The sequence below is a fragment of the Micromonospora sp. NPDC005087 genome (assembly GCF_042872965.1).
Classification (GTDB): Bacteria; Actinomycetota; Actinomycetes; order Mycobacteriales; family Micromonosporaceae; genus Micromonospora.
Genome location: NZ_JBIALB010000019.1, coordinates 60,072 through 74,959 on the forward strand (window position 1 = coordinate 60,072; position 14,888 = coordinate 74,959).

A 14,888-nucleotide genomic window follows, 5' to 3' on the forward strand; every position below is an offset into this window, starting at 1 on the left:
ACGTTTGCTGACACCCCTGTTCACACCGGCTCGCCCTAGGGTGGCCGGATGACGACAGCCCAGACGGACGTGACGACGGTCGGCGTGGTCGGCCTCGGGATCATGGGGTCGGCGATGTCCGGCCACCTGCTGACCGCCGGCTTCGACGTGACCGGCACCGACCTGGCCCGGCCCGCGGTCGACGAACTGGTCGCCCGCGGCGGCCGCCCGGCCCGCGACCTCGCCGCCCTCGCGCGCGAGTCGGCGGTCGTGGTCACCTCGCTTCCGTCCGCCGCGGCGGCGCTGGAGGTGTGCCGGGGCCTCGCCGCCGCGGAGCCGGCCGACCTCGTCGTCGTCGAGACGTCGACGCTGTCGCTGGCCGTGAAGCAGGAGTGCCGCGATCTGCTCGCCGCGGTCGGCGTACCGCTGCTCGACTGCCCGCTCAGCGGTACCGGCGCGCAGGCCCGCGACCGCGACCTGGTGGTGCTCGGCAGCGGCGACGAGGCGGCGTTCGAGAAGGCCCGTCCGGTGATGACAGCGTTCGCGCGGTCAGTGCGGTTCGTCGGGCCCTTCGGCCACGGCATCACGATGAAGCTGGTCGCCAACCTGCTGGTGTCGATCCACAACGCGTCGACGGCGGAGGCGTTCGCGCTCGGCGTGGCCGCGGGCCTCGACCCGGCGGTCCTCTTCGAGACGGTCCGCGAGGGGGCGGGCGGGTCGGTCATCTTCGACAAGCGCGGGTCGCTCATGGTCGAGCGTGCCTACCGGCCGGCGACCGCGCGGGTGTCGATGTTCGTCAAGGACGTTTCATTGGTGCAGGAGCTGGCCGCGTCGGTCGGCGTCGCCACGCCGGTGCTCGACGCGACACTGCCGCTGTACACGAAGGCGGTGGACGCCGGGTGGGCCGATGCCGACGCGGCCGCGCTGCTGGAGGTCGTCGAGGCGGAGGTGCGGGGTTGAGCGAGATGACCTTGGCGCAGGCGGAGGCGGTTGCCGCCGGGACGCTGCGACACGCCCGCGTGGTCAGGGCGGCGCCGCTCGCGGTGGCGGTGCTCGACCCGGGCGGCCATGTGGTCGTGGTGAAGCGCGAGGACGGCGCGGGCATCCTGCGCGTCGAGATCGCGACCGCCAAGGCCTTCGGCGCGCTCGGTATGGGCATGTCGTCGCGGGAGATCGCCCAGCGGGCGGAGCGGCAGCCGACGTTCTTCGCCTCGCTCGCCGCAGTGACCGGCGGTCGGCTGGCGCCCGCGGCGGGAGGTGTTCTGGTACGCGACGCCGACGGCTCCCTGCTGGGAGCCGTCGGCGCAAGTGGCGACGTCTCGGACGTGGACGAGGCGTGCGTGCTGGCCGGGATCGCGGCCGCCGGTTTGGTCTGACGGCGCGCGCCCCGGTCGGCGGATCAGTCGGTGAGCTTCAGCAGCCGCGCTGCCGTCCGACCGCGGATGGCCTCCCGGTCGTCGTCGCTGAGCCCGCGGGTCTCGTCAATCTGGCCGAGCGGGTCGTAGTGGCCCATGTCGAACGGATAGTCGGTGCCGATGACGACGTGATCGGCCCCCATCTGCTGGACCAGGAACTCCAGGTGCGGCGCGTCGAACACCAGGCAGTCGACGTAGATCTGCTTGAGGTAGGTGCTCGGCGGTCGTGAGATGTGGTGCCGGCCTTCGGGCCGCAACTCGTAGGCGTGGTCCATTCGGGAGGAGTAGAACGGCAGGTAGCCGCCGCCGTGCACGGCGACCAGCTTGAGGTTGGGGTGTTCCTCGAGGACCCCGCCATGGATGATCCGGGTCAGCGCGAGCGTGGTGTCGAGCGGGTTGCCGATGACGTTGGTCAGGTAGTACTTCCGGAACCGTTCGCCGCCCGTGAACCCGTTGGGGTGCAGCATCACGACGACGTCGAGCTCCTCCGCCTTGGCGAAGAACGGCCGGAACCGGCGGTCGTCGAGATCCATTCCCATGACGTTGGTGTTGATCTCGACGCCCCGGAAGTCGTACTCCGTGACGCACCGCTCGAGTTCCTCGACCGCCGATCGCACGTCCTGCATCGGTACGGTGGCCAACCCGACGAACCGATCGGGGTGGTCGCCGACGATCTTGGCGAGGTTCTCGTTCTGCATCCGGGCGAGCTCACGGGCGAGCTCCGGGTCGGCCCAGTAGAAGTAGCCGGCCGGGGCCACCGAGATGGCCTGGACGTCGATGCCCATCCGGTCCATGTCGGCGATCCGTGTCTGCGGGTCGGTTGCCTGCGGCATGATCTCGCGGACGTGCTCGAGCTGGTAGGCGTTGGTCTCGTCGCCGCCGTAGTAGCTGAACGGCTCCATCTCCGGCGCCATCAGCCCCTCCACGAGCGGCTGGCAGTCGGGGAGGATGACGTGGGCGTGGATGTCGACGGTTCGGTGGGATCCGCTGGGCATGGATGACCTTCTATTCGTTGGGACGTGGGGCGAAAGCGGACTCAGCCGACGGGCGTGGGCGCCCAGGGCAGCTGCGCGCCGGCGTACTTCGCGGCCCGGACGTCGCCGGAGCGGGCGTGACCCTCGAAGAGCTCCACGCGTGCGGCGCGGCCGCACAGCTCGCCGAGCCGGGCGCTGGCGGCGGGATCGGTGACCTCCTGGTACGTCACCGTGCGCAGGTACTTCCCGACCCACAGCCCGCCGGTGTAGCGGGCGGCACCGCGGGTGGGCAGCACGTGGTTGGTGCCGATCACCTTGTCGCCATATGACACGCAGGTGCCCTCGCCGAGGAAGAGCGCGCCGTAGTGCCGCATCTTGTCCAGGGCCTCGCGCGGGTTGCGGGTCAGGATTTGCACGTGCTCGCTGGCGTAGGTGTCGGCGAGCGCGTACGCCGCGTCGAGGTTTTCGACGACGTGCACCTCCCCGTGGTCGCGCCACGCGGGGCCGGCCATGTCGTTGGTCGACATGCCCGGAAGGATCTCGTCGACGTGGACCATGACCGCTCGGGCGAGTGCCTCTGAGGTGGTGATGAGCACCGCCGGGGAGTCCGGCCCGTGCTCGGCCTGGCTGAGCAGGTCGACGGCCACCACGAACGGATCGGCCGCATCGTCGGCCACGACGAGGATCTCGGTCGGTCCGGCGAACAGGTCGATGCCAACCTCACCGAACAGCTGCCGCTTCGCCTCGGCGACGTACGCGTTGCCGGGGCCGGCGATCAGGTCGACCTTGCCGATCGACTCGGTGCCGATGGCCATCGCGGCGACCGCCTGGACACCGCCGAGCAGGAAGATCTCGTCCGCGCCGGCCAGGTGCAGGGCGGCCACAGTCGCCGCTGGGATCTTTCCGCGCAGCGGCGGGGTGCAGGCAGTGACTCGCTCGACCCCGGCGACCTTCGCCGTCACGACGGTCATGTGCGCCGAGGCGGTCAGCGGGTAGCGGCCCCCGGGCACGTAGGCACCGGCCGCGACGATCGGCAGGTGCTTCTGGCCCAGGAACACGCCCGGCTGGGTCTCCACCTCCAGGTCCTGCAGGGTGTCGCGCTGGCGTTGGGCGAAGTCGCGGACGTTGGCCTGCACGGTTCGGATGTCGTCGACGACCTCGGACGTCAGTGACGCGACGAGCTCCTCGATCTGCTCCGGCCCGAGCCTGAACGACTCGGGCGACCAGTTGTCGAACTTCTCGGAGTAACGGCGTACGGCCTCGTCGCCGTTCGCGCGAACGTCCTTGATCACCTCGCGGACGACGACGGAGACGTCGTCGTTGCCGTGGGCGGCGGGCACGCCGCCGGTGGGGGACTTCAGGTGGGTGCTCATGGTGCTCCTGTACTGGGCGGGTGCGGTCAGGCCACGGGCTCGGCAGTGGGGCTCATTTCCTTCATGGCCTCGAGACGCGCGAGCACCTCGGCCTGGAGCGTGGCCACCGTGGGGTCGGTCTGCCGGCGCGGGCGGGGCAGATCGATGGTGATGTCCTCGTAGATCCGGCCGCCGGGCTGGAGCACGATGATCCGGTCGGACAGCTCGACGGCCTCGACGACGTCGTGGGTCACGAAGACCACGGTCTTCTTCGACTGGGCCCAGATGTCCTGTAGCTGCGCGCGAAGCCCTCGGGCGGTGATCGCGTCGAGGTGGCTGAACGGTTCGTCCATCAGCAGCAGGTCGGGCTCGACCGCGAAGGCACGGGCGATGCCGACGCGCTGCTGCATGCCGCCGGACAGCTGACCGGGATAGAAGTTGGCGTTCTTCGCCAGGCCCACCATCTCGAGGTACCGCTTGGCCCTGGCCACGGTGGCCTCGCTCCGGTCGTTCTGGACGTACATCATGTTTCGCATGACGCTGCGCCAGGGAAGCAGCCGCGGGTCCTGGAAGACGTAGCCCATACGGGCCGGGCCGCCATCGTCACTGGTCAGGCTGATCTCGCCGGAGGTGTGCTCCTCCACACCCGAGATGATGTTGAGCAACGTGCTCTTGCCGCAGCCCGACGGCCCGACGATCGAAACGAATGTCTGGCCGCTCACCTCGAAGGAGATGTCGTCAAGGACCCGGCTCGCCCGGGGAGTGCCCAGGTTGAAGGTCTTGGCGAGGTTCTTGACGGTCAGGACTGCCACGAGAGCTCCCTAGGGCTGGGGGTGTGCAGGATGGGGGCGGACGGGGTCATCAGCCATCCCGCCAGCGGAAGGCGCGCTTGATCGCGCGGTCGAGCACGAGCCGGTCGAGCAGCACGATGAAGCCGACGAACAGCACGACCCAGGCGGCGAACCCGCCGAACCGGTTGGCGTCGTACCAGAAGCGGGCACGGTAGCCGACGCCCCCGCCGCCGCCGAACCATTCGGCGAGCAGGACGCCGTTCCAGCCGATGATGATCGCGAAGCGCACGCCGGCCGCGATGTACCCGGTGACGGCTGGGAGGACGAGGTCGCGGATGCGGCGGGTGACCGGCACGTTGTACGTCGACGACATGTCGCGCAGGTCGCGGGAGACGCCCCGCACGCCTTGGGCGACGTTGACGACCACGAACGGCACCGAGGTCAGAAACGTCGTGATGATCGGGCTCATGTCGCCGAAGCCGAACCACATCACCGTGAGAAACGACCAGATGATCGCCGGGATCGACAGGCCGACCAGGACCGGGCTCTCGAAGAACGCCCGGGACAGCGAGGAGAGGCCCATCAGCACACCGATCGCGATGCCCACGACGGTCGCGAGCAGCAACCCGACGCCGAAGCGGTAGAGCGTCGAGCCGAAGTTGCCGAAGACCTCGCCGCGGGAGAACTCCTCGCCGAGCCGCTGCACCACCTCGACCGGGCCCGGGACGCGGCCGAAGAGCAGCGACATCAGGACCCAGAACAGGAAGAAGGACAGCAGCGCGGCGACCCGGGCGGCCCCGTCGGAGGTGAGCCGCTTGCGCCAGGTCGGCGTGCTCTGCTCGATCTCGCTGGTCGAGCGGCGCCGGTTGACGGTGGCCTGGAACGTGGTGCTCATAAGGCGGAACTCCTTTCCTCCGGACGCCATGCGAGGAGCCGTGCCTCGGCCTTGAACAGGACCAGGCGCTCAATGAGGAGCATGAACACGATGAACAGGGACGTCCACGCGAGCACGGCAGCGATGTCGTAGAGCTGGTACTCGGTGCGGATCTGGAAGCCGACACCGTTGCGGCCTCCGAACACTTCGGTCAGCGCCTCGACCTTCCAGGCCACCGCGAAGCACATCCGGATCGCGGCGAACACGAACGGCACGATCGTCGGGAGCAGCACCTCCCGGCGGATCTGGTGCGGGGCCCGCCCGAATGCCTCGCTCATGGTGACCAGGGACTTGTCGACGCCTCGGATGCCCTCGGCGACGTTGAGCGCGACGTAGGGCGCGGACACGAGCGCGACCGCGAGGATCGGCCCGAAGTTCGACAGGCCGAACACGATCAGCGACATGACCGCGTAGACGATCGCGGGGATCGTGCCGGCGATGGTCACGCCATCGTGGAAGAACGCCCGCCAGTAGTTGTACCGGCCCATCAGATAGCCGACCGGCGCCCCGACGGCGGCGGCGACCCCGAAACCGGCGAAGGTCTTCAGCACGCTCGCCGAGAAGTCGGTGACGAAGTTGCCGTTCTCGACGATCTCGACCGCCGCTTGGATGACCTCGTGCGGGCGGGGCAGCAGCCGCGATCCGTACCACCAAGAGCCGAACTCCCATAGCAGGAACATCGCGATCCAGCCCATGACGAGCAGGCCGGTGCGCCGCCAGCGCCGCAGCCGGGCGATCCTGCGGGCGCTCGCCTCGCGGTCGTCGGGGTCCGCGGGGGGCGCGGCCGGAGCCGCGCCCACCAGCTGATCCGTCATCATCTCTCCTTCACTCGGCCCTACCGGGCCCACTCACCCGGCCACACCGGGCCTGCTGGATGCGTCGGGACTCGAGGTTCAGGACTTCGGGAGGATGGTGAAGTCGGGGGCCGGCGTGTTCTTGTCGACGTAGCCGGTCTCCTTCATCAGTTCGAACAGCTTGGTCTCGCTGTCGACCCACGCCTGGTCGAGGTAGGTCGTGTCGACGAACCAGTCGTACTTGTTGGCCAGCCAGTCCTGGATGAACGCCTTCTCCTCGGGCGTCTCGGCGGCGAAGTCCTCGGGGTAGGCCTTGACGATCGCGTCGCGGTTCTTGGCCCACTCCTGCACGCCGCGGTCCCAGATCTTGACCAGGAAGGCCGCCTCCTCGGGGTTCTTCTCGACCCAGGCCTTACGAGCGACGAAGACATTGTTCTGGGGGTGGGTGACGTTCTGCGGGTCGGAGGAGAACTTCTCGGCGTAGATCTGCGAGACCGACTTGGAGTCGTAGAGCGGCTTGATCGCGCCGCTGGACAGCTGCGGAATCGAGAAGTCGGGCAGCAGCAGACCGGCGTCGGCGTCACCACGCTCGATGAGGCCGGCGGCGTTCTGCGGGTCGGTCACGACGAGCTCGAAGTCGCCGCCCCCGGCGCGCAGGTCGAGGTTGCAGAACTTGCGGGCGTAGACGCCCCACATGATCGTGATCGAGACGGCGCTGTGCGTCACGATCTTCTTGCCCTTGAGGTCGCAGATGGTCTGGGCGTTGCTCTTTGCCGACACGGCCAGGATGCTTCTGTCGGAATTGAACTTGCCGAAGATTGTTGTCTTCTCGCCGGTCTGCTTTTCCAGGTCGGGTACCTCGTACGACGCGGCTGAGACGACGTCCGCGTGGCCGCCGGCGTACACCCCGTACTCGTCCCAAGAGGACGAGGTGAGGACCTGGATCCCCGCCTCCTCCTCCATCTGCTGCTTGATGCCTTGGCTCTCCATCCACTTCCAGACCGGGTCGGGAGCCATCACCATGTTGACGACGCCGCCGGCGTCCTTTGCCTCGCCGCCCTTGGCGGCGCCTGGACGCGACCCACAGCCGGAGACCAGCAGGGCAATGACGCTGGCGGCGGCTACCAGGCGCCAGCGGTGGGGACGGAAGATGCGTGCAGTGCTCATATCGTGCCTCTCAGAGTCGTTCGACCGGTCCGAGGGTGCGATCAAGGGGCGTCGCGCTACGACGGGCCTGGTGGTGGTTGGGGGGTGGGGGTGAAGTGGTGGGGATGTGGCGCCTGACACTGCCGTGACTAATCTTGCAAGTCAAGCATTTCTCGGAAACTTATGCATGCTCCTGTTCTCGACCATGCGCTCAACGGCCGCCGGGTTCACGCCTGCGTGCCGATATTTCCGGACGTACACGGGGTTCTGGGAAGTTGACAGCAACGAGATGGTCGCCTATCTTCGTTGTGCATAGATTATGCATTTCTGCCCGCATCGAGGGCCGGTGCCTGGACACGAGAAGAAAGTGAGACGGCTTGTGAGCGTGAATCCGGGCATGACGGGCGACGGTCCGGGACGACGGCGACGCGCGCGCCCGGCGACGAACAGCTCGACCGTGGCGCAGGCCGCCGGCGTCTCCCAGTCGACGGTCTCGCGCGCCCTGCGGGGCGACCCCCGGGTGCGGGAGGACACCCGCCGCCTCATCGAGGAGACCGCCGAGCGGCTGGGTTACCGCCCATCGTGGGTGGCTCCCCCGACGCCACAGCGCACACGCACCATCGGTGTTGTCGTCGCCGACCTGACCAACCCGTTCTTCCCGACGCTGCTCACGCCGGTACACGACGAGCTGCAGATTATGGGCTACCGGGTCGTGCTGTTCGCCGAGCGCACCGACATCCCGACCGGGCAGGAGGCCCTGGTCAACCTGCTCAACCGGTCGATCGACGGCGTCCTGGTCACGACGGCCACCCTCGACTCGCGGCTCGGCCAGGCCCTCGCCGGGCGGGACCTGCCGGTCGTGCTTCTCAACCGGTACGTCGACGCGATGGACGTCGACCGCGTCATTGCGGACAACTACCAGGGCGGACGCGCCGCCGCTCGCCATCTGCTGGACTTCGGCCACCGCACCATCGGCGTCATCCGTGGCCCCGCCAACACCTCGACGAGCAGAGACAGGCACGCCGGCATCGTCGACGCCGGGATCGCACTCGACGAGCGTCTCGTCCGCGAAGGACCGTACTCGCACCAGTGCGGCTACCAGAACGCCCGAGAGCTGCTCCGGCTGGCCACTCCCCCGACCGCGCTGATCTGCGGCAACGACGTGATCGCGTTCGGCGCCATCGACGCCGCGAAGTCGCTTGGCCTGGACGTGCCGGGCCACGTTTCGGTGCTCGGCTTCGACGACGTTCCGATGGCAGCCTGGGAGGTGTTCCAGCTGACCACGGTCCGCCAGCCCCTGTCGGAGATGGCACGGACGGCCGCCCGACTGCTCGTGGAGCGCATCGAGCACGGCGGCGACATCGGCGCCGGGCGCGAGCGTCTGTTCGCCACCAGCCTCGTGCAGCGGTCGACCACCCAGCGGGTGGCCCGCTGACACCCGGTGCCCACAGGGCCCGGCCGTCGCTGGTGACATGGCATGTCCTCCTCGAGCGGGGGCGGTAGGTTCGGCACCACCCATGCGCCACAGCCTCGCCGCGTCACGCGACGCGCCACCATGTGGGGCCACCCATTTCTGAGGCGACAGTGTGGTGAGCGACACATCGGCACGGATCCGCGGCCGGCGGCACCGTGGCCTCATGACCTCCGCCTCGCTCCACCAGGTGACTACGCCCACACCAGCCCCACGACCGCGTCCAGACGCTGACGTGCGCCTGCCGACGTGGGCACGCGAGGCCTCCGACGGCGTGGATCTGGTGGCCCTGGCGGACCAGGTCGTCGAGGCGGACCTCGCGGCGGCGTTCGACACGTTGCGCGACAACGACGAGTTCGTGACCCGGCTACGGGCCAGCGTGGTCGAGAACCTCCGCCATCTCCGCCAGGTCATCGCCGGGCGGATCCACCTCACTGAGGTGACGCTCGCCGAGCCGTTCGCCCTGGCCCGCATGCAGGCCCGGCTCAGGTTGCCGCAGACGGCGCTGCAGCGGTCCTACCGTGTGGGCTTCCTGACCATGTGGCACGAGTGGAGCGACCGGCTGGTCGAGCGGGCCGACCGCAACGACGTCCCGCGCGCAGAGAGCCTCGAGGCACTACGCAGCATGACTGCGCTGCTGCTCGGCTACCAGCACCAGGTGGCATCGCAGGTCGCGGACAGCTTCGCCCGGGCCGACGAGGCGCTGAGCCGCTCGCGCGAGCACGTACGCAACGGCCTCGTCCAGCATCTGCTGCGCGAGGACTCCACGCCACTCCCACCGTCGGACCTGGTGCTGCTCGACTATCCCCTCGACGCCAGCCACATCACCGTGCTGCTGCCGGCGATGCCCGAAGGCGCTGCGCGCCAGATCCTCAACGCGCTGCGCAAGGCGTGCCACACCCGCGACACCCTCGTCCATGCGGTCGACCTCACCAACACGGTGGTGTGGCTGGCACACCCCCGGCCACCGGGATGGCGCGCCGCGAGGATCGCCAACCTGACCGACTGCCTCCGCGGCCTCGGCGTCGAAGCGTCGGTCAGCGACCCGCACGTCGGCGTACAGGGCGTGCGGGCCGGCTGGCTCCAGGTGCAGGACGTGCAACGGGTACGCACGGCGTGGGGTGCGGCGGGCAGCCCCAGGGTGCTGGGCCACCCCGACGTCAGCCTCGAGATCCTGTTGATGGCCGACCCGGTCAAGGCCCGTGCGTTCGTCCACGCCGAACTCGGACAGCTCGGTGCCGACGACGACCTGGCCGCGCGGCTGCGCGAGACCGTCGAGGCGTCCCAACGGTGGGGCAGCCATGTGACCACCGCCGCGCACCTCCACCTGCACGAGCACACCGTACGCAACCGGCTGCAGAGGGCCGCAGAGCTGCTGGGCCGCCCGCTGACGGAGCGACGGACCGAGCTCCAGGTCGCGCTGAGGCTCGCGCGGCTGCTGACCGAGAACAACAGTCGGGCCGACAGCCCGACACTGCCGCCGCCGGTCAGTCCCGGCACGCCGGGATGACGCCCGGCGTGAGTACACCGCACGGCCGGACCTCCCATCCTGAGGGTCCCCGCATGAGGAGCGAGTACATGAACGGCGACGTGGCGCGTGTGAACCACTGGATGGGGCGAGAATTCGCGGGTGCGAGCACCCGTACCGCCTCGGTCACCAACCCAGCGACCGGAGCGGTGACCGCCGCGGTGGCACTGGCGTCCACGCACGACGTGGCCCGCGTGGTCGACGCCGCCGTCGCGGCGTTCCCGGCGTGGCGCGACACGTCGTTAGCCCGCCGCACCCAGACACTGTTCGGTTTCCGCGAGCTGCTGAACACACGCAAGACGGAGCTGGCCGAGCTGATCACCGACGAGCACGGCAAGGTGATGGCGGACGCCGTCGCAGAGGTCAGCCGCGGCCAGGAGGTCGTCGAAGTCGCCTGCGGGATCGCCCAGCTGCTGCACGGCGCCGTGAGTGAGAACGCCGCCACCGGTGTCGACGTGTCGACCGTACGCCAGCCGTTGGGACCGGTCGCCGTGATCAGCCCGTTCAACTTCCCGGCCATGGTGCCCCTGTGGTTCGTGCCGGTGGCCATCGCGGCGGGCAACACCGTCGTGCTCAAGCCCAGCGAAAAGACCCCGTCGGCCTCAATCTGGCTGGCGCGGCTGTGGGAGGAGGCAGGCCTGCCGGCCGGTGTGTTCAACGTCGTGCAGGGCGACGCCGAAGCGGTCGACGCGCTGCTCAGACATCCCGCGATCGAGGCGGTGTCGTTCGTAGGATCGACGCACGTCGCGCGGCACGTCTACGAGACCGCGGCCGTGTCGGGCAAACGCGTGCAGGCCCTCGGCGGCGCCAAGAACCACATGGTCGTGCTCCCCGACGCCGACCTCGACGCCGCTGCGGACGCCGCCGTCAGCGCGGGCTACGGCTCGGCCGGCGAGCGGTGCATGGCGATCAGCGTTGTCGTCGCGGTGGGACCGGTAGCGGACGACCTGGTGACCCGAATCGCCGACCGGACACGTGCCCTGTCGGTCGGGTCCGGACGCCGCGACGTCGACATGGGGCCACTCGTGACGCGCGAGCACCGCGATCGGGTTGCCTCGTACGTCGAGGCGGCGGAGGCGGAGGGCGGCAAGCTCGTCGTCGACGGCCGCGACTGGGACGTGGATGGCGAGGCGTCAGGCTTCTGGCTGGGGCCGACGCTGGTCGACCATGTCACACCCGAGATGTCGGTCTACCGCGACGAGGTGTTCGGCCCGGTTCTCGCAGTCGTACGAACGGAATCCTTCGACGAGGCGCTTCGCCTGATCAACGCCAACCCCTATGGCAACGGCACCGCCCTGTTCACCTCCAGCGGGCCGGCCGCCCGGCGGTTCCAAAACGAGGTGCAGGTCGGCATGGTCGGGATCAACGTGCCGGTGCCGGTGCCGGTGGCGCACCACTCCTTCGGCGGCTGGAAGAACTCACTGTTCGGCGACACGCACGCCCACGGTGCCGAGGGGGTGCGGTTCTTCACCCGCGCCAAGGTGGTCACGTCGCGGTGGGGCGCGCCGAGCGGCGGAGTACAGCTCGGCTTCCCGCAGAACACCTGAAGTGACGACCACGGCGGCGCCCCCCGCTCCGACGCTCCTTCTTGCCTGCCTGCTCGGCGGTTCGGCCGGCTGGGCGATGACGGCCGCGGGCGCCGCAGCGAGCACCATGGCGGCCGCCTACGGCGCCGACCTTCTCTGGGTCGGCCTGCTCACCGCCGCGCTGGCCGCGCCCTATGCCGCCCTCCAGTTCCCCGGCGGGATCCTGGTCGACCGCCTCGGCGTGCGAACGGCGGCGGTCGCCGGGCTGTCCCTCGTCGTCGCCGCGCACCTGCTGGCCCTGCTGGCTCCCCTGCCCTGGCTGGCGGTGGCGGCCAGGATCGCCTCCGGGACGGGATTCGCCGTCTGCTTCGTCTCCGGAGCCGAGCTGGCGCGCAGCAGCGGCCGCGGATCGTGGGGCATGGGGATCTTCGGTGGCGTGGCGCTCGCCGCGTCGGGAGCGGCCGTGCTCGTGGTGCCGTTCGCCGAGCTCGTGCTGGACTGGCGGGCTCCCTGGGTCACGACAGCTGCTGTGACGGCCCTCGCGCTGGTACTGGCGGCGCGGCAACCGCCGGACGGAGCCCGCCGAGCGACGCCCACGCATGGCGTCCACACCGCCGGATCACCACCGTCGACGCTGTTGCGCGACGGTGAGCTGTTCCGCCTCGCCGCCGTCCACGCCGTCACGCTCGGAGTGGGCCTCGTACTCTCGTCATGGGCCACCACGTTGCTCGTCGACATCTGGTCGTTCGAGTCCACGGCGGCCGCCGTGATCGGATCGGGCGTGCTCGGCCTCTCCGTGGTGAGCCGGCCTCTCGGCGGCCACGTCGCGGCGATGTGGCCCACCCACAGCCGGACGATCTGTGTCCTCGCACTGATCGCGTGCTCGGCCGCCACCATGGCGCTGTCCCGACCGACCGCGCCGGTGGTCGCGGTCCTGGCCGTGGTGGTGCTCGGGCTGTTCAGCGGACTGCCGTTCGCGAGCGTGGTCGGCGCCGCCCAGGCGCGCTACCCGCAGCGACCGGCGGCTGCCGTCGGGATGATGAACACGGCCGCGTTCGGTCTCGTCGTCACGGCGACCCCGGTCATGGGGTGGGCAGCCGACCACGGGCACGCCTCCTGGACACTGGTCGTCGTCGCCATGCTGTGGCTGGTGCCGTTGCTCGTGCTCCCGAGCGGTGCTCAGCCACGTGCCGTGCCGCCGTCCTGACCACGGGTCCCGAGCGCGTCGGCCACCTCGTCGGCACTCAGCGCGATCTGGAGTTCGGCGAGGGACCGCACGTGCGCGGTGGACACCCCCAGCAGCTGCTCGGCCTTGCGGATGCGCAGGCCGACCGTGTTGGGGTGCACGAACAGCGTGGTGGCAGTGGCAGCGGTGTTGAGGTCGTGGGCGACGTAGGCGCGCAGCGTCTGCTCGAGAGCAGTCCCGCGCGTAGCGTCGTGGGCGCGGATCGGGGCGAGCGTCTCGGCGGCGAAGCGACGTAGCTCCGAGACGTCCTCGAGCTGCAGCAGCAGCCCGTGCACGCCCAGCGACTCGAAGCTCGCGACCGTGTCGGCCTGCCCACGGAGCTGGGCGATCGTCGCCGCACCGCGGGCACGTCGGTAGGCCGCGGGGTAGTCGGCGAGCGTCGTGCAGAGCGGCGAGACTGCCACCCCGGTGTCCGCCCCGACGCCGATACGGCGCAGCTGCCGTTGGAGCTGACCGGCGCGGTCCAAGGCGTCGGCCTGGTCCTTCGCCGGCAACAGCAACACGACGTCGTCCGCGATCGCGCTGACCAACGCACGGGGCTGAGCGGTGGCCACCAGCGACCTCGCGACCGACAGGACGCGGGCGGACCCGGCACGCTGCGTGCCGCCGTGGACCACGATCACGGCATGCGGGTTCGTCAGGTCGAGACCGAGCCGGCCCGCCCGCTCGGCGGCCGTCACCAACCCCGCTGGGTTCCCGGTGAGCAGGTCCGTGACCACCTCGCCGGACAGGCGCCACTCGACCTCGAGTGCCGTGCGGGCCCGCAGCACCTCGAGGGCGCAGACCGTGGCGGCGTGCTCGAGCGCGCGGACGTCGATGGCGGGCAGCGGCAGCACGGACCGGGGGACCCAGATCCGAGCGACCGTGTCCAGGCCGAGCATCACCGGCGTCGAGTGCGCCTCCGTGTCCTGTGTGACGAGAGGCTCCTCGTCACGCTTCACCGCGGCCAGCTCGTCCCCAGACGGTTCCTCTGTCACCACGACCGACGTACCCAGCACCTCGGTCAGCGCCGCCGCGACCCCCGCAACGCCACCGCCCCGGAGCGCGACCTGGGTGAACTGCTCATGCACCGCCTCCCCGCGACGCAGCAACTCGTGCTGCTCGGCGAGAGCGGTGTTGGCCGCGAGCAGCTCGGCGATGGTCGCGGCCTCGCGATCGCGCAGCCTGGTCGTCTCGATCGCGACGCCGGCCTGGTCGGCGAGCAGAGAGAGCAGATCCCGCTCGTCGGCGCCGTACTCGTGGGGAACCCGCTTGTAGCAGTTGAGCGTCCCGACGGGCACGCCCGACGACACAACGGGGACCGAGATCAACGAGCGGTAGCCCTGCTGGCGCGCCACCCCACCCCACGGGAGGAAGGTCGCGTCGGCCAGGGTATCAACCACCTGCACCGACCTACCGGTGAGGAACGCTTTGCTGGAGGGAGCCTGCAGCTCGTCGTCCGGGTCCAGCATCACCGGATGGTCGGCGTTGACCTGCTGGATGTAGCTCGACGAGAGGCCGTAAGTGCCGGTGATGGCCAGCGAATTGCCGTCCTCGTCGACGATCAAGACGGCGCAGAAGTCGTAGCCAAGCAGGCGGGCCGCCGTCTCGGACACGAGGTCGAGCACCTCTGGTAGCGAAACCGGTCGATTGATCACGGTGGCGATGGTCGCGATCGCCTCGAGCCAGGGGCGCAGGTGCAGGGCACCGCTCGTCTGCATGGCGTGACTGTGCCACGACACCCGACTCCGCG

The 14,888-nt window shown here is 69.9% G+C and carries 13 protein-coding genes; 6 read left to right on the plus strand and 7 right to left on the minus strand.

The features are described from left to right. The first annotated feature begins 48 nt into the window (after nt 1-48). A complete protein-coding gene (locus tag ACFYPS_RS30615; RefSeq protein WP_354968030.1) occupies nt 49-939 on the plus strand; it encodes an NAD(P)-dependent oxidoreductase in 891 nt (296 codons plus the stop codon). A 5-nt stretch (nt 940-944) separates the two neighbouring features. Next, entirely contained in the window at nt 945-1,355 is a 411-nt protein-coding gene (locus ACFYPS_RS30620) for a heme-binding protein (RefSeq protein ID WP_354968062.1), read from the plus strand. A 23-nt stretch (nt 1,356-1,378) separates the two neighbouring features. Here the strand turns inward: ACFYPS_RS30620 and ACFYPS_RS30625 are convergent, their stop codons facing one another. From ACFYPS_RS30625 to ACFYPS_RS30650, 6 genes are all read right to left on the minus strand, one after another. Then, nucleotides 1,379-2,389, minus strand: coding sequence for an amidohydrolase family protein (locus ACFYPS_RS30625; RefSeq protein WP_354968029.1), 1,011 nt, complete (start codon nt 2,387-2,389; stop codon nt 1,379-1,381). Between the two features lie 41 nt (nt 2,390-2,430). Next, entirely contained in the window at nt 2,431-3,741 is a 1,311-nt protein-coding gene (gene hisD / locus ACFYPS_RS30630; RefSeq protein ID WP_354968028.1) for a histidinol dehydrogenase, read from the minus strand. 26 nt (nt 3,742-3,767) lie between these two features. Continuing rightward, the gene (locus tag ACFYPS_RS30635) at nt 3,768-4,532 is read right to left on the minus strand and encodes an ABC transporter ATP-binding protein (RefSeq protein ID WP_354968027.1); all 765 of its coding nucleotides are present in this window, start codon (nt 4,530-4,532) and stop codon (nt 3,768-3,770) included. A 49-nt stretch (nt 4,533-4,581) separates the two neighbouring features. Continuing rightward, entirely contained in the window at nt 4,582-5,406 is an 825-nt protein-coding gene (locus ACFYPS_RS30640) for an ABC transporter permease subunit (protein ID WP_354968026.1), read from the minus strand. Further along, the gene (locus ACFYPS_RS30645; RefSeq protein ID WP_354968025.1) at nt 5,403-6,260 is read right to left on the minus strand and encodes an ABC transporter permease subunit; all 858 of its coding nucleotides are present in this window, start codon (nt 6,258-6,260) and stop codon (nt 5,403-5,405) included. The genes ACFYPS_RS30640 and ACFYPS_RS30645 overlap by 4 nt, the downstream gene beginning before the upstream one ends. Nucleotides 6,261-6,338: 78 nt before the next feature. Then, nucleotides 6,339-7,406 (minus strand): hypothetical protein, encoded by a 1,068-nt coding sequence (locus ACFYPS_RS30650; protein ID WP_354968024.1) that lies wholly within the window; start codon nt 7,404-7,406, stop codon nt 6,339-6,341. Nucleotides 7,407-7,782: 376 nt separating this feature from the next. On the opposite strand from ACFYPS_RS30650, the gene ACFYPS_RS30655 reads away from it, so the two are divergent. The 4 genes from ACFYPS_RS30655 (at nt 7,783) to ACFYPS_RS30670 (ending at nt 13,117) form a co-directional block, all read left to right on the plus strand. After that, nucleotides 7,783-8,820, plus strand: coding sequence for a LacI family DNA-binding transcriptional regulator (locus tag ACFYPS_RS30655; RefSeq protein ID WP_387328931.1), 1,038 nt, complete (start codon nt 7,783-7,785; stop codon nt 8,818-8,820). Between the two features lie 271 nt (nt 8,821-9,091). After that, on the plus strand, nt 9,092-10,366 hold the full coding sequence (locus ACFYPS_RS30660; RefSeq protein ID WP_387328934.1) for a PucR family transcriptional regulator: 1,275 nt from the start codon (nt 9,092-9,094) through the stop codon (nt 10,364-10,366). 101 nt (nt 10,367-10,467) lie between these two features. Further along, a complete protein-coding gene (locus ACFYPS_RS30665; RefSeq protein WP_387328996.1) occupies nt 10,468-11,931 on the plus strand; it encodes a CoA-acylating methylmalonate-semialdehyde dehydrogenase in 1,464 nt (487 codons plus the stop codon). Between the two features lies 1 nt (nt 11,932). Next, complete coding sequence (locus ACFYPS_RS30670; RefSeq protein ID WP_354968021.1) at nt 11,933-13,117, plus strand: MFS transporter; 1,185 nt, start codon at nt 11,933-11,935, stop codon at nt 13,115-13,117. Here the strand turns inward: ACFYPS_RS30670 and ACFYPS_RS30675 are convergent. Continuing rightward, entirely contained in the window at nt 13,090-14,856 is a 1,767-nt protein-coding gene (locus tag ACFYPS_RS30675) for a GAF domain-containing protein (RefSeq protein ID WP_387328938.1), read from the minus strand. The two genes, ACFYPS_RS30670 and ACFYPS_RS30675, sit on opposite strands and share 28 nt — an antisense overlap. Nucleotides 14,857-14,888 lie beyond the last annotated feature (32 nt).